The following is an 18,066-nucleotide window of genomic DNA, read 5'->3' as shown; positions in this document are numbered from 1 at the left end:
ATTTCGCCATTTTTATTTACAGGATTATAAGAAACTAAGCATCAGTCCGGCAACGATTACGGACACCAGTGTAACTGAGATCAGTGATGCAACAATCATCGTCGGCATCAGGTCATCCTCAAGCAGTTTCTGCTGCTCCTTATCATCTGTCATAGATGTGACTGCCTCCCTACACAGCATGAAGTTGTAAGGGAACCCTACATAACAGTTCAGTGCAATTGCAATCCCTCTGTATTTAGACATTTTGAATATCTTTGATCCAATGATCCCGATGATAAACATAACCAGTGTAGACACTGCAAAAACAATAACCAGAGGCTTGATCATCGCCAGAAGTTCCGGTGCCCCAACCATAGCAAAACTATTTGCCATACTGGCAATCAGCCCGAGAAACAGCATCCCCATTGAATTAGATTTGCTGAGAGGGTCTTTTTCAAGGATACCAAAATGACTGAGTACGATACCTAAAATAATTGCCGTCACATTCGTGTTGATTTTAAACTGCCCCAGAAATGCCTTGTTGACTGCAATATTCAATACAGCAAATATCAATAATGTGGACCAGTAGTACGCCGTGGATTTATAGGACTGGGGAACTTTGTCGCAAAGTTTCTTCTTATGGTTCTCCTGTGTCTGCTGTACAGTACTTTTGACATAACCATTCTTATCTATAAGCATCTTTTTATGCTGGAGTTCCTTACGCATAGCCCAGCCGCACAGCGGAAATCCAATCAGTCCCTGAAGCATAAAAATCAGCCAGGGATAAGATGCCAATTGTGGCTTGATCCCTCCAATTGCTGCCGCTACCATTGCCGCTGCCGCACCTCCGCCTGCGATTGGTCCCGGTGACATAATCGCCAGCTCTCTTCCGATGATCGGGCGCAATGCAAATCCTACAATGAGAATCAGACTGAGTGATACCGCCAGACAGACTAAAACAGTCTTCCACTCTTTTTTAATCTGCATAATGTCAAAGGTTGTCCCCATATTGATAATCAACATAGTCAGCGTAATTCTTCCGACCAGTTCCATATAGGAGCTGTCTATAAAATCGGAAGGGATGATCTTTCCGACAAATAAAACCATAAAGATGGCACCCACCAGAAACACAGATGGAATTCTTGCAGAAGTTTTCTTTGAAATCACCTCGGCTATCAATACGATCACACAGAAAAGCATCAAATTAAATTCAAACGACCATAACATATTTCTTACCTCCTCATGTTCTTTGTAATTTTGTAACTGTTCAGAGCCATGAACAGTTACGTAATTTTACTTTTACTTCTTCACTTTCGTTCTCTTCCTTTTGTAATTTCATTATATAAGAATGCAAGTGATTTTTCTGTATCACGTGAGTCATAAATGCAATTATTTTATAAATTATGTTTTTACAACAAAAAGACTGTAATATATACTATTTTACAGATATATTACAGTCTTTTCACCTGTCATTATATTTCATATTTTTTCTAATTTTACTGCTCTTTCCGGATCTTTATTTCCCCGACAATCTCATTATACCGTTTCTTATTCAGCCTGTAGAAGAACAGAACAATCCCCGTCACCACCCAGAATACTCCGGGGATCGTCGTAAAGGAGTGCTTCATAACAGCAATCACCGTTTCATTCTGCTGCTGGTTCGCCACATAGCCTGCTGCTCCAAGGACCAGGGCCAGCAGGGAAGTTCCAAGAGCCATACCGATCTTATTGCCAAGGGATACAAATGCATACTGGAACCCATCGTTGCGCAGGCCTGTTTTCCATTCCCCGTATTCCACACAGTCCGGAATAATCGCATAGATCGCAGTATTAAATCCAGAAAAGAAGAACTGTGTCAGTCCTGATATCCCATAAAAAAGTATTGGGGATGTACGAACGCTGAACAGGTACAGGCTTAACATACTGATCCCTGTCAGGAATGCAAAAATGGATGCAGCACGCCCCTTATTATTTGTCCACTTAAAAAGCAGCGGGAAACATGCGGCGCCTATGATAGAGGGAATGATAATACACATGGAGTAGGTTGTGAAGAAGGCTTTATTCCCTTCCACATATGTAAAGTAATAAAGTGCATCGGCATTTCTGCCGTATAAGGTAAAACCAAAGAGCAGCTGTCCTGCCAAAGCAAGTATATACGGTTTGTTTACGGATACTGCCTTTAACTGTTCTTTAATAGAAACCTTCTGTTTTTCAGGAATTGTCACAACCTCTTTCGTCTTGGAAAAACAGAAAATGTGACATGCCGCGAAGATACATCCATATATAACTGCAATCAGCAGATATCCTCTTTTATCATTTCCTGCCCCCAGTTTCGAGATCAGAGGAACCGTAATAATATTAATAATACCAATCGCAATCATAGCCGCTACGGACCGGAATGTATTGATCTGCGCCCGCTCCTCAATATTCTGGGTCATGGCACCACACAAGGTACCATATGGAATATTGACACAGGTATACCCCAGCACAAGGATGCAGTATGTTACGGCCATATATACGATCTTGGAAGTATTCGGCCAGTCCGGGTGCGCCCAGAAGGTCAGCATCAGAACGATTGCCGTAATAGGTGCTGCAATCAGCAGCCAGGGCCTGTACCGTCCCCATCTCGACTTCGTCTTATCTGTCAGGCTCCCGATCACAGGATCATTGACTGCATCCCAGAAACGGGAAAACAGCATTAATCCTGCCACTGCACTCATACTGATTCCAAATACATCCGTATAGAATATCATCAGAAAGTTTCCTACAAACATCCAGCTAAAATTACATCCAACATCCCCCATGCCGTATGCAACCTTACTGATAAGCGGAATCCTGACATTGGTATCTGTCCTCTTCTTCACATTCACAGGTATCTCTGCACGCAATGCTCTACTACTCATTCATAAATCTCCTTTTCATAAAATCCCCCGTTTACAGTCATAAATAATCATAAACCACAAAGGGGTCAGACCCTTTTGCAGAGGGGTCTGACCCCTTTGCGGTTTTACGACTACTCCTGTACGTTTATGATTACTTTCATGGTTGTCTCCCTGTTTTCGTCTATATACTGGTAAGCCTTGTCATAATCTCTGAATGAGAATGTCTTTGAGATCAGTGGACGCAGATGGACTTTACTCTCGTTTACTAAACGGATCGCATCTATGTAATCTTCGTTTCTGTACATCATGGTTGTGTTCAGGTCCAGCTCGTGGTCATTGAGTACTGCCAGGTCAATCTCTGCCTTTCCGGCAAAGACAGCTACCAGAATGATCGTGCTGCCCTTCCTTGCATATTGGATCGCCTGCCCCATCGTCACATTGTTTCCGGCACAGTCATAAATGACATCCGCCTTGTCCGGCCCGAATACTCTGAGCATGGCATCACCGAAATCTTCATTCCGTGTATTGGCTGTATGTTCTATTCCGCACTCACGTGCTTTTTCCAGACGAAGGTCACTGATGTCTGTGATCAGGACAGACTCTGCACCCATGCCAAGTGCCGTCTGTGCCACCAGATTCCCAATAGGGCCGGCCCCGAGAACGGCGACCTTCATTCCTTTGACATCCTGGGCCTGTCTTACTGCATGGACGGCAACCGCCAGCGGTTCGATCATAGCGCCTTCTTCATAACTCATTTCTTCCGGAAGAGGCGTCACTTTTGCCGCATCTACGGCAAAATACTCCGAGGCCACTCCTGTTGTCTGGAATCCCATGACCTTCAGATCCTCGCAAAGGTTATATTTTCCATGCCGGCACGGATAACATTCCCCGCAGACCACCTGTGGCTGGATTGTAACCTTTTCACCTTCGTGAAAGCCTTCTACTCCTTCCCCCAGCTTTACGATCTCTGCGGATACCTCATGTCCCTGGGTAACCGGATAGGATGTAAATGGATGCTGTCCGTGATAAACGTGGATGTCTGAACCGCAGATTCCAATGTTCATTACTTTAACCAAAATCTCCCCCTGCTCTGGCTCTGGTGCCGGCACCTCCCTGAATGTGATTACTTTCGGTTCTGTCATGACTTGCTGCAGCATAATTGTTTCCTCCTTTAAATTTTGTTTGATATTATCTTTTATTAAATGTTTTATTAAAGTAATTACATTATTGTTCCAGATCCAAAAAATGTCAAGAAATATTATGAAAGTTTTTTCATTTCAGCTAAATCCACAAAAACTCCGAAGCATATTTATGTATTTTTACCTAAATCCGGTTCACAAGAAGGGCTTTTTGTTTCATAGAACGTATTTTCTGTGAAACAAAAAACAGGACTCTTAATAACAGCTCCTGTCATCAAAAATCCTGTTTATACATATCTCTATGCTTATAGCTTTATTCTTTTGTCCGGTCCCCGAGACGGACCGCCTCCATCTCATCCGAAAGCTCCTTGCCCAAATAGTCAAAAAGATAGTTTCTCTCCTCTGGCCCCCTGCCTAAAAATTCCCGCCGTATCTCCTGAAGCATCAGTTCCACTTCTTCCTTCAGCCCTGCTGCAGAGAGCCTCTGTGCCCCCTGCCCCAAGATAATCACCTGTTCCAGTGCATCAGATGTTGCTACCGTAACCGCATATTTCCGCCCCATTTTTCGTACTGTCTTCTCGATATACTGGTCCGCGGTCTCTGCTTCTTTTGTGTAGACGACATAGATATTATGATACTTTATTACTTCACCGGGATTGCCCTCTACTTTATAGGCATCAAAGACAAGAATCAGTGTACATTTCTTATACCCCTGATAATTACATAAAATATCCATTAACTTGTCCCTGGCACCCTCGATATTGACCTCTGCCAGTTCCTTTAGTTCATCCCACGCAAAGATAATATTATAGCCATCCACAAGCAGATATTCTTCCTGTCTCTGTTTCTCATTCTGACGTTCTTCCCATTTTGGGTCCGGGGCACCTTTTTCCTTTGCCCGGATCGTAACCGGAGACGTGTTCCATTTTTTTCTCACCGGGTCCGGTGTCTTTCTATAGATTGCATCCAGTTCTTCCTGTGTCAGTTCAATCCTTGATACAGACCTGTTTTCTCTTGATACGTTGACCGGATCATTTACTTCTGTGTCTGATTTCCAGCCGCTTTCAACATGCATATATTCCTCTACCTGATCCCACTTGACAATAAAGCCTGCCCCATGCGCACAAAAAACAGATCCCGTCGGGTTATCAGGATCGGATTCTGAGTCATATGCGGCCGCCTCGATCACCTCATCTGCATTATGACATGCTTCATATCCCTTCAGGCTGCAGAACATCCGTCCCTGTCCGCCTGTATAGGACAAAAGCTCTGTCTGGTATCCACGCATCTCGGATACCGGGGCCGTTCCCGTTAATATGGACAGTTCCCCCTCCGTCCCGGGATGTTCAAACCGTCCCTGCATCCTCTGGATATCCGCCATCGCACGCCCGATACATGACTGAGGTACTTCCAGCCGGAACTCATACCAAGGTTCCAAAAGGATGCTTTTCGCCTTCTTCAGTCCCTGACGGACCGCCCGGTAAGTCGCCTGCCGGAAATCTCCTCCCTCTGTATGCTTCAAATGTGCCCTTCCGGTAATCAGGGTGATCTTCATATCTGTAACAGGGGCACCGGTCAGTACCCCCTTATGTTCCTTTTCCTCCAAATGCGTCAGGATCAGTCTCTGCCAATTCCTGTCCAGAATATCTTCACTGCAGTCCGCCGCAAACTGCAGTCCTGTCCCCCGCTCTCCCGGCTCCAGTAACAGATGCACCTCCGCATAATGGCGCAGCGGCTCAAAGTGTCCGACTCCTTCAACAGGAAACTCTATCGTTTCCTTGTAAACAATATTCCCCGTCCCGAATTCAACATCCACACCGAACCGCTCTCTGATGATGCTTTTCAGTATCTCAATCTGAACCTCACCCATCAGTTGTGCATGAATCTCCCCCAGCTGTTCTTCCCATACAATATGGAGCTGTGGTTCCTCTTCCTCCAGCTGTCTTAAGTTCTTTAGCATGTTGTGTACGTCGCACCCCTGAGGAAGCTGGATCTGGTACGTCAGGACGGGCTCCAGAACAAACATATCCGTTGCCCGTTCTGCTCCAATCCCCTGCCCCGGGTAAGTTGTTCCCAATCCTGTCACTGCACAGACCCCTCCGGCGGCTACTTCCTGTACTGCCTCGTATTTTGCCCCGGAGTAAATACGGATCTGGTTCACTTTTTCTTCCATTCCCGGAAGCACGTCCTTCACCCGGAGAACACCGCCCGTCACTTTTAAATATGTCAGCCTGCTGCCCTGCTCATCTCTGGCTATCTTATACACTTTTGCCCCGAATTCCTCCGGGTAATCCGCGCAGACCGTAAATCTGCGCAGCCCTTCCATAAGCCCTTCCACCCCTTCCAGACGAAGCGCAGAACCAAAATAACAGGGAAATACTTTTCTGCCGGCCACTGCCCTGATAACAGTGGATGGAGCTGCGCCCCCTGTCTCCAGATATTCCTCCAGCATGTCCTCGTCACAGACAGCCAGATTTTCAAGCCACGCATCATCTGCCGATCCCAGATCATCCAGCGGCGTAAAATCAACACATCCGTCACTTAAACGTTTCTTTAATTCTTTTAAGATTGACTCACGATCTGTTCCCTCCTGATCCATCTTATTAATAAAGAGAAAGACAGGAATCCGGTATTGCTTCAATAAACGCCAGAGTGTCATGGTATGTCCCTGCACGCCGTCTGCACCGCTGATCACAAGAATTGCATAATCCAGAACCTGCAGCGTACGTTCCATCTCCGCCGAAAAGTCTACGTGTCCCGGAGTATCCAGCAAGGTAATATCCAGATCCTTCCACGAAATAACAGCCTGTTTCGAGAAAATTGTAATCCCCCTTTCACGCTCAAGTTCGTAAGTATCCAGAAAGGCATCCTGATGGTCCACCCTCCCAAGCTTTCTGATACTGCCCCCTGTATACAGCATACTCTCCGACAAAGTTGTTTTTCCTGCATCGACATGGGCCAACAGACCAGCACTAATATGTTTTTTGGGTTTTATAATGTCTTGTTCGCCCATAAAAAGGGCCTCCTTTCGTGGAAATAAACTGTGTCTATTTTACCACAAGAGGAGGCAATCGTCGAGATGGTTTCTTTCGTAAGCCAGTAATCTATTTACTTTTTCATAGGAAGTTTAAGATAAATATGGACACTCAATTCTCCGTCCGGAGTACGGTACGCACTGACCTTTTCCAGTACGATTTTCCATAGATTATTCTTTTCTGCAGGGGATAGGTGTTCATAATTATCCAGTATATGTTGCGTAGCAGGAATAATTTTACCAGCCTCTGACTCTACTTGGCTCTGATTTTCACATTTCTTTAATAAATCTGATTCCGCTGTTTGAGCCTTTCGGATTTCTTCCACTAACGAAGCGTTCCGTTTTGAGAACATCTCAACCGTATATACCCCTTTTTCCAGCAGATCACATATTTTGTCCTGCTGCATTTGCAGGTCTGAAAGCTGACTGCGAATGATACCTAATGCAGTTTCCAGATGGTCATTTTGGGATTGAACATCAGAACCAATATAGATCAAATAGTCATGAAGCCAACTTTCCATCGCACTAATAACCGAACTTTCCATAACATGACATTTTATAGCACGGCAGTCACACCCTCTTGTCGGACAACGATACCACGGAGTTGTTTTCTGTGACTTTCCCGGAACATTTCGTTTCAAAGTTGCCCCGCATTTTTCACAAAAAAGTATTGTAGCAAACGGATTAGATAATTGTTTGGTTGAATGCACAGAAGAATGATTTCTGCTGTTGCGTACACTCACCACACGTTCCCATTGTTCCTGTGTAATAATAGGCTCGTGCAACCCATCATATAATTCATAGTTATTATTCAGAACCCGCTTTTTGACAACCATACCATCTCGTATGATACGCTTTGTTGGTTCACGTCTCCAACGGATTTTTCCAAGATACACCTCATTACTGAGAATATTGGTAATAGAAGTTTGTCCCCATGATCCATTCAGTGACGGAATGTGCATCTCATTAAGCTGATATGCAATAGTATTATATCCGATACCCTGCTGACCGTACATATCATAGATCATTCGTACAATCTTTGCTTCATCAGGTACTATTTCAAGACTGTTTCCTTTGACACCGGGTAGTTTATAAGCACGATAGCCATACGGTGCAATAGAACCCATGAATTTTCCTTCTGATGCCGATTGATTTCGTCCTCTGACCAAACGCTTTGTAATGGTTTTAAGTTCATAACGGCTAAACATAAATTTCATATCCGTAAACTGCTCATCCGCTTCGTTCTGCAAATCATATATTTTGGAAGGGGTAACAATCTTACAGTTATTTGCTTGAAAGACCTGCATAATATATCCTGATTCCAATGAGGAACCACGAGAAAGCCGCTCAATATCAATACAGATGACGCCTGCATACAACCCCGTATTTACAAGTTCCAACAACCTAAGCATTTCTGGTCGGGAAGAAAGAGATTCACCAGATACCACTTCTTCCAGAACTTCCACAACATTCAGCTTTCGTTCTCTGCAAAAAGCCTCTAATATCTTCCGATGCCTGTTCAGTGTTTCCCTCACAGAAACTTCATCAAAATCCAAATCCATTCTGGATTTTCGTAAATACATCAAATAGAGCTCCACTGGTTTCTCCCTCCTTTCTTTCCTTTTCTGCTGCTATCGTATCTTACTTGGTCGTAACTATCAAAGGTGCGATTTAGCAAAACGTACAAAGGCCACAGCCTATTGCTGCAGCCCTATTCTTTCTTCTATATTTATTTCATCACGTCCATAAGAATCAGAAATGAGTGTCGATACTTTATCCAGAATGATTTTCACTGTATCCTTTGTATTGTTACAGCAATAATCATCGTGAATCACTATTGTTACACACTCTTTGGTGATTTTAGAGGCAATCATCACTCTTTCCTCCGTATATCACTTCCTATTAGAGTATATCTTTCCAATCCTATACTTATTGCAAGAGCAGAATCTATCTTTTCCATCTCACTACACCTTAGCGGTCCAATAAACTTTCCTAGCCTGCGCTTGTCAATGGTACGAATCTGTTCCAAAAGGACGATAGATGGATGTTCAAGCCCCTTTCCCGCTCCAATATAATAGTGTGTAGGCAGCTTTGATTTTTGTACTGTCTGGCTCGTGATAGCCGCAACGATAACAGTTGGACTGTGCCTGTTACCTATATCATTTTGAATGATTACCACCGGACGATTACCTGCCTGTTCGGAGCCGATACCCTGACCTAAATCAGCATAGTATATATCGCCCCGCAAATATGTTCTGTTCATAATTGATGACCTCCCTTGAATTTTAGGCGGCTTATTCCGCCTATGTAGCGCAAATCTATTTGTCCTTGACACCCCGATCTGCACAGGGAAATCATCAAACGGCTGGCAGCGTACCAGCGCCACGGGAATCTCACCCCTCCGAGGTTCTCTCCAAGCTGCCCCCACTTGTTGCGACGGTTTAATCACGCTCGACTTTTTGGCCGGACAGGAGTATCACCCCATTGCCTGTTATCGCCCTGTCGGGAACTGCCCGACAGTGTCAGCCTGCTGTTTATCGCTTCTTACAAAAAGGCAAACGGCACGCAGACCGTCTTTTAAATAGTTGGAATCTCGCTGCCTCTGCCTTTTCGCATATCATGGCGCAGCCGCCAAACTGGCTTATGCTCATCACAATAGCAATGGGAATGTGTCTGATGAATGAGTATTCACTTGTCAAGGTACGTCGAGAATATAAAAAGACCTCTCACTCTATTTGCCGTTGAGTGAGAGGTCTGATAACCACTAATTCTTATTTTCCATAAAAACTTTCAGTTTTTTGAGAATCCGGTTTTTCTGCTTATGAACAGCCGGTTGTGATACACCAAGCACCTCAGCGTAATCACGCTCCGTCATTTCCCTGAAAAACAACGCAATAATCAGATGACGCTCTTTTTCGGTAAGTTGGGCAAGCGCCCCATGTAACCGGTCAATGGATAATTTGCGAAGAACCATTTCCTCAACACTATCCTGCTTGTCCGGAAACTACGCTGCATTGTCATCCATGAGTCTGTCCAAAGAATCCTCACGGCTGGGAACAGTCTGCAGAACATGTCCATCTTCATCCAATATGACACGCTCCGATTTCAGGTCTGCTTCAAAATAGCGCATTTTCCGGTCACCTTTCATGTAAACAGAATAAATCTCATCCGTTACCTCAATTAACTGACCGTTAATCCATATATGTTTTCTGTCAGCATCCATGCTGCGTACCTCCAATCAATCGTTTTTGAAAAATTCAAAACGATTGACCGGGGGATCACGGCAATGATGGCGTCTGCAAACACAAACAGAAAGGGCGTAACAAAAAAAGCCGGGGTCACCCCTTGAAAAAACAGGGGCAAATTCGGCCTGGCGATTGAAGTATGGATGTTCCTGTCGAAAAGATATGTAAAATAACTGACCGACAGGGTAATTTAAGAGAAAGATATACGCTGCCGCATATCTAAAAGTAATCGTCCTTCATCGGTCGCTCCAATCGCACGGTAACACCGCCGACTGCAGCGGGATTACTTAGGCGATATTACAGCGCCAAATCTTTTTCCTGTTCAGTTGTGTCTGACTTTCTGTTTCCTGCTCCGCTGCGTCTCCCTGATTCGACATCGGATTCACCTCATTTCTGCAAAAGTTCCTATATTGTGTGTTGACCTAACAAATTTCGCAGGCAAAAGGAAAGGCGCCCGATTTAAGATTTCTCTTAAACCGGGCGCCCATTTGTTTGCTGAGCTGCCGTTTGGTTGTATGGTCTGTTTTTACTACAACCTTAAGCATAGACAATTATTTTTCCTTTCTTCTGCGTTTACTGTAACCCATAAAACTATATAAAATAAGCAAAGCTGCACCGGAGGCGAACAATAGGCTTATCCACAGGCTCAAATGGCTGTTATCACCGGTCTGAGGGGATGTGGGATCGCCGCCGGGCGTTACCGGAATCTTTTCGGTAAGGATCGTGAGGGTTGCGTCTTCGTAGATACCGCTTAATGTCAGCTTGCCGTCCGCATAGGCTTTCATCACATCCTCATCATTCAGCCGCACTTCGGTTACTTTGTAGCCGTTGTCTGTGCTGATCTGCAAAACAAACTCTATCAGACGGGGGACTTCAAAGATATTGCCCGTCTTGCCGCCAAAGGTTACTGCTGCCTTGTCTGCTGATACGGTTAATGTATGCGTACTTGGGACTTCGGCGGAGATTACTGTACCGCTGCTGGATGTACTATCGCTCAGTTCCGCAGCATAAACGCTTAAGGGGCAGCACAGCAGACACAACATGGCAATGAATATTGCAATTTTCTTCATTGTGTCACCTCCGAATTATTTTTGAATATACGCTACCTTGAAAGTTACAACACCCGTATAACTGCCTGCGAACGCCTTGTTCCAGTCATCTTTCGTAATGTCAATGGTAAGGGGCGTATAATCGCCGGCTGTCAGATACTCCGCAGAGGTAAAGGTGCTTTTTTCTGTGCCTTCAGCAGCTGTAGCGTTCAGTGCGTAGGGAATGGTCTTGCTTTGGTCAGCACCATTTTTTAATTCGCCTGCCTCAGCCGAAACTTTTACGACATAGCCGGGGTCGATCTGTGCGGCAGTCAGTTCAATCTTTCCGAAGTCGGTGGATTCCGCATTAAAATCGATGTTCGTATCTGCCGGGATTGTCACGGTATAGGTCGGAGCAATCGAGACGGTGAGTGTCACATCCGTATTTTTTTCGGGGCTGCTCTCATCGATCTCTGCCGCAAATGCCGTTGTCGATAATCCAAGTGTAAGTGCCAATGCACAAATGGTAGCAATTATTTTTTTCATCAGTCATCCGCCCCCTTATTTCTTTACTACCGCAATGGTAAAGGTTACGGTGTCGCTGTAATCTCCTGCATAGGTCGGATCGCCTGCGGTAAAGGTCAGCAGGCTTTCCTGAACTGCGGCATTGTTTTCTGTGGTAAAGGTAGCCACGAGGTTGCTGTCAGCCGTAATATCTGCTGTGCCCGCCATTACGGTATAAGGCAGCTTGTAGGTTGCCGTAGCAGCGGTATCGAGCTGATAATCACAGGCAGTCAGTCTGACTTCAATTTTCTCATCTTCCAACAGACGAAGACCTTCATTTGCTTTCAGCGTACCATTGCCAATGTACTTTACCGTACCGTCAACATCGGTCTTTGAAAGTGCAATGGTTGCCGGAATGGTGATCATATAGGTCGGGTCTACATTGAATGTAACCTGTGTGTTGCCGGTTTGCGGATTGGAATCCGGATTGATTTCTGCCGCAAAAGCAGTCGTTGACATTGCGCCGCAGAGTGCAAGGGCGAGAAGGATGGATAATGCTTTCTTTTTCATATTGTTTTCCTCCTAAAATTAAGTGGTTGGTACATCTGCGACACTGATCGTAAATGTAACTGTTCCTGTATATTCTCCTGCGTAGGTAATGCTGCTCGGTGCGATAAAGGATAGGGTCGTGCTGCCGGTTGTTCCGTCTTTCGGATTCACGGTCAGAACCGTATCATTCAATGAAACATTCTGACTGTCCTTTTGTACGGTGTAGGAAATGACAGCGCCTTCTGCACTTTTCAGCGTAAAGGCATTGCCATCACCGCTGGTTCCGGTCAATGCAACTGCTACCTGTTCTCCGCTTGCCACCACCACATCTTTTGCACTGATGGTAGCGGTCTGCCCCAAAGCCACGCTTTGGGGAATGGTTACGGTTGATACCTCCGTTTCCCTTGATGGTCACGCTGGAACTCCCGGTGACGAACAAAGCGGAAAATAGGCATCCGTGTAGGACGCATTGATGGTATAGCCGTTCAAATCGATAGTCAGGTTTTTGTCCTTAATGAGCATATAGGTGGTAGCGTCGCCGTTCTCTCTTACACGAGTCTCGTTGTATCCATCATAGATCAGTCCGTCTTCCTTTATCACTAATCCTCTCTTATCTTCCGGTCTGAGTTCTGACGGAATTGAAAAATCAGCGGTGGATATTTGCCACGGTGGGTTATATAGATTTTCCCAAGAACCCATTGGTATGCCGGCCAGAGAAGGGCGTCTTTCAGCAAAGTGTGATCTCGTCAACTTATAGGTCAATATTTCCCAGTTTTGGTACACATCCGCCACGGTTGTAATCTGAGAGGAATTGTTGAAAGTGATATTTCCCCCCAGTGTGATGGTATCGCCGCTTTTGGCATTCTTGATAGCATTTTGCAGATCAGTGGCATTGCTCACCGTTGTTGTCGCTGCCTGTGCAGTGGTAGGCATTAACCCCACCATCATAAGGGCGCAGAGAAGGAGAGCAAGAAAGCGTCTGCCCATACTATGTTTGTTTCTCATGTCTTAACCTCCCATCTACTGCACAATCAGCACGGTTTCCACATCTGCGCCGTTCATGGCGCTGCCGTCTTCAAGGGAAGCCGTTTTGATTTTGATTGTTGCATTGTATTCGCCTTTTTCAAGCGGTCTTGATAACTCCGCTTCATAAATTGCCTGTCCCGGCGGCACCATTTTGGAAGTGTAAAGCACTTCATCCGTGTCCTTTAATACCAATTCAAAGGTAAAGTAGCAGGGATTGTCCTCCGGGTTTAGGAATGCCACCGTCACATTTTTCGTATCTGCCGGAATGGTAATGGACGGATAGCCGGGGATTTGAATCCCCACCGCTTCCTCTCCGCTTTTGTTGGGGAGCTGCTGTCCCTGCCACGCTCCGGCATTGGGGTCTACATCCGGTGTAAAGGGGTTGCCGCCAAACCATCTGTTCCAGTTCAGTCCTATCAGGACTCCCCCTATAATCAAGAGCAGTATAGCGATGATTATCGCAATCAGGGCTTTTTTCGAGATCGTCACGCCCCGTTTTCTTCTGTGAGCCATCTAAGTTCTCCTTTCAAATCGCTTTATCTACAGCATTTCCGGGTGTAGGTTCAGCCGGATGCGTGTTGTAAAGGTTTTCGTTTTATCGTCATAGGGGAATCGTGCGTCACCGCTATATTTTTTCGCTGTATGTTCCAGACTGTATAGTCCATATCCGCCGCCTGCACGGCTGCTCGCAAAGGCTGCCGCAGGCAAGAAGTTGCTATCCAGTCTGTATTTGCCGGAGGGATGTATCTCCCGGCAGGGGTTTACTATCTCCATCACCAATGAGCCGCTGATGACACCGATTTTTACGGTGATCCATCGGTTCTCCTTTATCTGCTCACAGGCACGGATGGCATTTTCCATCACATTCCCCAAAAGCACCGTTAAGTCCACCGGTGAGGTAGTAAGTTCGCCGCAGTCTGCCTGTACCTCACACTGAATGTCCTTGTCCGCCGCCAAGCCTGCGTAATATTGAAGCAGTCCGTTGACGGTAGTGTTGCTACAGTAGGTGGCAGTTTCCCGATGGCTGACCTGCGTTGTCAAGTCGGCAAGATAGGCTTTCATGGCCTCTCCATCTCCCTGAGTAAGCAGTTCTGAAATGCGGTTTAGGGAATGCCGCATATCATGGCGCATTCGCCTTGTCTGTTCCATCTCTCGGTTAATGCTTTCATACTGCAACTTCTGTATTTCCATAGCCTTACGCTGTTCGTCATCCCGCTTTCGCCTGACGGATTCCCTGAAAAGTGTCCAATAGAAAATGTCAAGCACCGCTGCCGCCAATAACAGGGGCGGGATAATCCACCACCAGAAGTCTGTCTGTCTGTCTGTCTGTCTGTCTGTCTGTCTGTCTGTCTGTCTGTCTGTCGAATTTTGAACCAGTCAGCATAGCTTGTCAACCCTTTCTGAAAAAATTTTTGTGTTTGGAAAAGGGTATAATTTCCCCCTCCCGTGAAAAAACCACAACCTTATTATAACATATTTTCGACCTTCCGATTTGACCATTCGTGCGTTGAACCTATACCATTCGTGCGATGGGTGAGGGTTTTCGACCCGTTTTGCTATAAAAAATCCCATCGAACAAGTCGATGGGTTATCTCCTGTTGACTCGCTATCGGTTGCATTTTAAGACAGCGGGACGGCTGCTGTTCGGGTATGTTCTACTTAGTCAAGGCTTCCCTAAAAATGGACTGTGTGTATAGCGGTCAAACCAAGATTCAGTTGAATGGTTCATTTTTAATTAGACCAATATAGCGGTCAATATTTTGCCTCAGTATAGCATACAATATAAGAAATTGCAACCAATACTGGTCAATTTTCGACAGGCAGAAAAGGAGAAAAGAGGTGATTCGATGGAACAGAAATTACGGCGAGACCGCAACATGGGCGCTAATCTTCGCAGGCTCCGGCTAGAGCATGGATTGTCGCAGGAGAAGTTGTGTGCCGAGCTGCAGCGTATGAACTGTGACATCGGAAGGACCACCTATGAAAAATACGAAGTTGGGGAACTGAACATCCGTATCAGTGTGCTGATCGCCCTGCGTAAGATTTACGGGTGCAGTTACGATGACTTCTTTGAGGGGTTGGATGAGGAAGAATTTATGTAATAGGCAGTCTCGGTGTGAGGCTGCCTATTCTTTTAATATGCCGGAATACCGTAGCCGTAAATCAAGCCACTGCCAACCGGATAGGTTCTTGTGCGACAACTATCGCCTGAGTTACCCTCCACAGTATAGACCGTACCATTTTCGCATTTCTGAACAATGCCTACAGGATCGGTCACACCATCACCTTCCCAGTCAAAGAAAATGATTGTTCCGGCTGACGGTTCGTGAGAACGATCTGCCCACTGTCCTCGGTCCTTAAACCACTGAGAACCGTTGACACAGCCCGCAAATTTTGGAATAACACCCATATCAATATAACCGCACTCATTAGCGCACCAGGAGACAAAACATGCACACCATTCTACTCTGCTGTTGAATCCATACCACGACCAATATGGCTGACCTCCTACATTTCCCACCTGAGAGAGAGCCACAGAAACAATCTGGTCATCCGAAGCACCAATACCATAAAGCACCGCAGACCACATGGAATGATTTTCAGCCGCCAAAAGTTCTGCAAGCTGTTCTCTCTGGTCTACAGAGAAATTGAAATGGTCTGCCATTTCCTCTGCGGTCTTGTGACTGATTGTAATATAAAGCGTAGTCCTTGTTACCGTAGTGGTTGTCTCTACAATATTACCATTTCCATCGTCTGTCTCGGTAATCACAGTCTCGCTGCTTGTCTCTGTCCGGGAAGAAATCTCATTCATCTGCCAGAAAATATCTTTCAGGATAGCTTTCTTGGAATCATCCATACTAGCCACCTCTTGTCCATTGTCAGGGTCAGTAGTTGTTTTCACCGCATAGACAGCCAATACCTCCGGCCAGACGGCACGGGAACCTGACATCTCAAGCACATCATAGGCGAGATTGTTCCTGATCGTTTCAATCTGAGTTTCATAATCTTCATTGATTTCCCGCACAGCAGTCTGCATGGTCTGTCCTGTTCCACTATCCTCTCCGGAAAAGAAAATTCCAAAACAGGAACCCAAAAGCAATCCAATCAAACAAATAATGATAATCACCGCCACCGCAATCCATCCACCGGCAACAAGAGCAGCAATCAAGGCTTTCGTTGCAGCAATAATCGCCTTAACCGCCGCTGCGGTAGCTTTCGCCGCCGCCTTGATCCCGGCTGCAGTCACTTTCGCTCCTGCTCTCGCTGCCTGTATTGCCCGCTGCGAGGTTTTAGCGGCAGCCTGCACCGATTTCTGTACCGCTTTAGCGCTTGCCTGAGTAGTCTTAATAGCAGTTCGTGAAGTCTGCTGAGCAGTCTTAATGGAGCGCCCGGCAGTCTTTACAGAGGCTTTACCTGAGGATTTTGCCGATTGTCTGATGGTCTTACCGCTCCGATCCACAGTTTTAATGGTACGATGTTCCCGCTCCACTGTCTTAATAGAGGTACGGGCAGCCTCCTGTGTACGGCTGCGTAGTTTCTGCTCCGCTTTTTTTCGTGCCTGCTTTTTCGGCAGGTCAGCCTTTTGCTGTTCCACACGATTCTTAACCTTAGAAATATTCTCTTTTGTTGTCTTTACCGCCCGCCGTCCTTGTTTATCAAATTGGTGAACCGTCTCATAGCCTGCAATCTCCACACCACCTGTCATGCGGTCCGCTGCATATTCCTCCGGCGCATGTTCTGAAGCATAGACACTCTGTTCTGCTTTTTCCTTAGTACGGATATAAGATTCTTTCATCCGCTGACCGGCTATTGCAGATTTATCCAAAGTTTTAATCGTACCCTTGACAGCATCCCGTGTTTTAATATCAGGCATCACCGCCCACCTCCACAGGCGGGTCAACAATACGCTTGGCAACAATCACCATTCGCCCATTGCTGCGGCTGTATTCACAGGTGGACAAAGTAAGGAGCTTATCGCCATACTTGGCACTAACCCCGGTATCATAGAGTGACAAAGCCTTGCACTCCCTGACATACTCCGTAAAGTCAGCTTCATTCTCTGCTGTGACAAAATGATAATACTTAAATCCCTCTGATGAATAGGCAACCGTTTTAAACACCGCCACAATCTCATACTGTCCATATCCCGCCAGTGTATCAAAGGTGAAACGAGTGTGTTCCCGATAGAATTTCTCACTTTCATACTTGCACAGTCCCGCAAACATGGAGCCGTCATTCATGTGGTGTCCATAAATCACCGTATTGTCTGAAAGCTCCGGGTCACAATTCTCCTGCATATACGGAACACCATAATTACTATACTTCTTATCAAATCCATGTTTCAAATAAAAGTTCGGTTCATTTGATGTCAGCATAACAGGGTAATCAATCCGGGTATCAGGAATTGTCAGCCACCCTACAAAATCTGAATTTTGTTCATAAACCGCCCCATATTTTTCAACAGCGCTGATAACTTCCTCCGTATCTTCCTTTTCTTCCTCGCCATCAGATTGCTCCCCTGTCTCCTCCACCAATGCAGCAATTTCTTCAAATACTTCGGCACTTTGTTTCTGATCTACCATCTGCCGGATAAACATAATCCCGCTGAAAAGAAAGAGGACGGCAAATGCTGCCGTCTCACAAAGAAAAAGCCTCTGTTTCATTTTATGATTCATAATA

18 protein-coding genes and 1 pseudogene are annotated in these 18,066 nt (G+C 45.7%); 1 reads left to right on the top strand and 18 read right to left on the bottom strand.

Annotation, left to right across the window (positions count from 1 at the left end; translation table 11 throughout):
- Positions 1 to 24: 24 nt before the first annotated feature.
- The 16 genes and pseudogenes from ABIN22_RS09975 to ABIN22_RS09900 form a co-directional block, all read right to left on the bottom strand.
- Positions 25 to 1,206 carry a hypothetical protein gene (locus ABIN22_RS09975; protein ID WP_109732958.1) on the bottom strand — a complete coding sequence of 394 codons (1,182 nt, stop codon included), beginning with the start codon at positions 1,204 to 1,206 and terminating at the stop codon, positions 25 to 27.
- A 269-nt stretch (positions 1,207 to 1,475) separates the two neighbouring features.
- A complete protein-coding gene (locus ABIN22_RS09970; RefSeq protein ID WP_346908316.1) occupies positions 1,476 to 2,882 on the bottom strand; it encodes an MFS transporter in 1,407 nt (468 codons plus the stop codon).
- Positions 2,883 to 2,992: 110 nt separating this feature from the next.
- A complete protein-coding gene (locus ABIN22_RS09965; RefSeq protein ID WP_346908314.1) occupies positions 2,993 to 4,018 on the bottom strand; it encodes a zinc-dependent alcohol dehydrogenase in 1,026 nt (341 codons plus the stop codon).
- A gap of 295 nt (positions 4,019 to 4,313) precedes the next feature.
- On the bottom strand, positions 4,314 to 7,013 hold the full coding sequence (locus ABIN22_RS09960; protein WP_346908312.1) for an NYN domain-containing protein: 2,700 nt from the start codon (positions 7,011 to 7,013) through the stop codon (positions 4,314 to 4,316).
- A gap of 95 nt (positions 7,014 to 7,108) precedes the next feature.
- Positions 7,109 to 8,632: a recombinase family protein gene (locus ABIN22_RS09955; protein WP_346908310.1), complete on the bottom strand. Its 1,524-nt coding sequence runs from the start codon at positions 8,630 to 8,632 to the stop codon at positions 7,109 to 7,111.
- 275 nt (positions 8,633 to 8,907) lie between these two features.
- Positions 8,908 to 9,297, bottom strand: a complete 390-nt coding sequence (locus tag ABIN22_RS09950) for a type II toxin-antitoxin system PemK/MazF family toxin (RefSeq protein WP_346908308.1) — start codon at positions 9,295 to 9,297, stop codon at positions 8,908 to 8,910.
- A gap of 501 nt (positions 9,298 to 9,798) precedes the next feature.
- Positions 9,799 to 10,020, bottom strand: a pseudogene (locus tag ABIN22_RS09945) (sigma-70 family RNA polymerase sigma factor); the annotation flags it as partial.
- Positions 10,021 to 10,038: 18 nt separating this feature from the next.
- On the bottom strand, positions 10,039 to 10,257 hold the full coding sequence (locus tag ABIN22_RS09940; protein WP_346908306.1) for a hypothetical protein: 219 nt from the start codon (positions 10,255 to 10,257) through the stop codon (positions 10,039 to 10,041).
- A 573-nt stretch (positions 10,258 to 10,830) separates the two neighbouring features.
- Positions 10,831 to 11,349 carry a hypothetical protein gene (locus ABIN22_RS09935; protein WP_346908304.1) on the bottom strand — a complete coding sequence of 173 codons (519 nt, stop codon included), beginning with the start codon at positions 11,347 to 11,349 and terminating at the stop codon, positions 10,831 to 10,833.
- 15 nt (positions 11,350 to 11,364) lie between these two features.
- Positions 11,365 to 11,853: a hypothetical protein gene (locus ABIN22_RS09930; protein WP_346908302.1), complete on the bottom strand. Its 489-nt coding sequence runs from the start codon at positions 11,851 to 11,853 to the stop codon at positions 11,365 to 11,367.
- Between the two features lie 15 nt (positions 11,854 to 11,868).
- Positions 11,869 to 12,381 (bottom strand): hypothetical protein, encoded by a 513-nt coding sequence (locus ABIN22_RS09925; protein WP_346908300.1) that lies wholly within the window; start codon positions 12,379 to 12,381, stop codon positions 11,869 to 11,871.
- Between the two features lie 18 nt (positions 12,382 to 12,399).
- Positions 12,400 to 12,726, bottom strand: coding sequence for a hypothetical protein (locus ABIN22_RS09920; RefSeq protein ID WP_346908298.1), 327 nt, complete (start codon positions 12,724 to 12,726; stop codon positions 12,400 to 12,402).
- A 45-nt stretch (positions 12,727 to 12,771) separates the two neighbouring features.
- On the bottom strand, positions 12,772 to 13,365 hold the full coding sequence (locus ABIN22_RS09915) for a hypothetical protein (RefSeq protein WP_346908296.1): 594 nt from the start codon (positions 13,363 to 13,365) through the stop codon (positions 12,772 to 12,774).
- A gap of 15 nt (positions 13,366 to 13,380) precedes the next feature.
- The gene (locus ABIN22_RS09910) at positions 13,381 to 13,899 is read right to left on the bottom strand and encodes a hypothetical protein (RefSeq protein ID WP_346908294.1); all 519 of its coding nucleotides are present in this window, start codon (positions 13,897 to 13,899) and stop codon (positions 13,381 to 13,383) included.
- A gap of 27 nt (positions 13,900 to 13,926) precedes the next feature.
- A complete protein-coding gene (locus ABIN22_RS09905) occupies positions 13,927 to 14,577 on the bottom strand; it encodes a sensor histidine kinase (RefSeq protein ID WP_346908292.1) in 651 nt (216 codons plus the stop codon).
- A 67-nt stretch (positions 14,578 to 14,644) separates the two neighbouring features.
- Entirely contained in the window at positions 14,645 to 14,770 is a 126-nt protein-coding gene (locus tag ABIN22_RS09900) for a hypothetical protein (RefSeq protein ID WP_346908290.1), read from the bottom strand.
- 463 nt (positions 14,771 to 15,233) lie between these two features.
- Between ABIN22_RS09900 and ABIN22_RS09895 the strand changes: the two genes are divergently transcribed.
- Positions 15,234 to 15,488: a helix-turn-helix domain-containing protein gene (locus tag ABIN22_RS09895; RefSeq protein ID WP_346908288.1), complete on the top strand. Its 255-nt coding sequence runs from the start codon at positions 15,234 to 15,236 to the stop codon at positions 15,486 to 15,488.
- A gap of 32 nt (positions 15,489 to 15,520) precedes the next feature.
- Here the strand turns inward: ABIN22_RS09895 and ABIN22_RS09890 are convergent, their stop codons facing one another.
- Complete coding sequence (locus ABIN22_RS09890; protein ID WP_346908286.1) at positions 15,521 to 17,260, bottom strand: CHAP domain-containing protein; 1,740 nt, start codon at positions 17,258 to 17,260, stop codon at positions 15,521 to 15,523.
- Positions 17,253 to 18,062, bottom strand: coding sequence for a class B sortase (locus ABIN22_RS09885; protein WP_346908284.1), 810 nt, complete (start codon positions 18,060 to 18,062; stop codon positions 17,253 to 17,255). Before ABIN22_RS09885 ends, ABIN22_RS09890 begins: the two co-directional genes overlap by 8 nt.
- Positions 18,063 to 18,066 lie beyond the last annotated feature (4 nt).

The organism is Faecalicatena orotica, from assembly GCF_905197545.1.
In the GTDB taxonomy this organism is placed as follows: Bacteria; Bacillota; Clostridia; order Lachnospirales; family Lachnospiraceae; genus Faecalicatena_A; species Faecalicatena_A orotica.
This window is presented reverse-complemented; position numbering and strand designations above follow the sequence as displayed.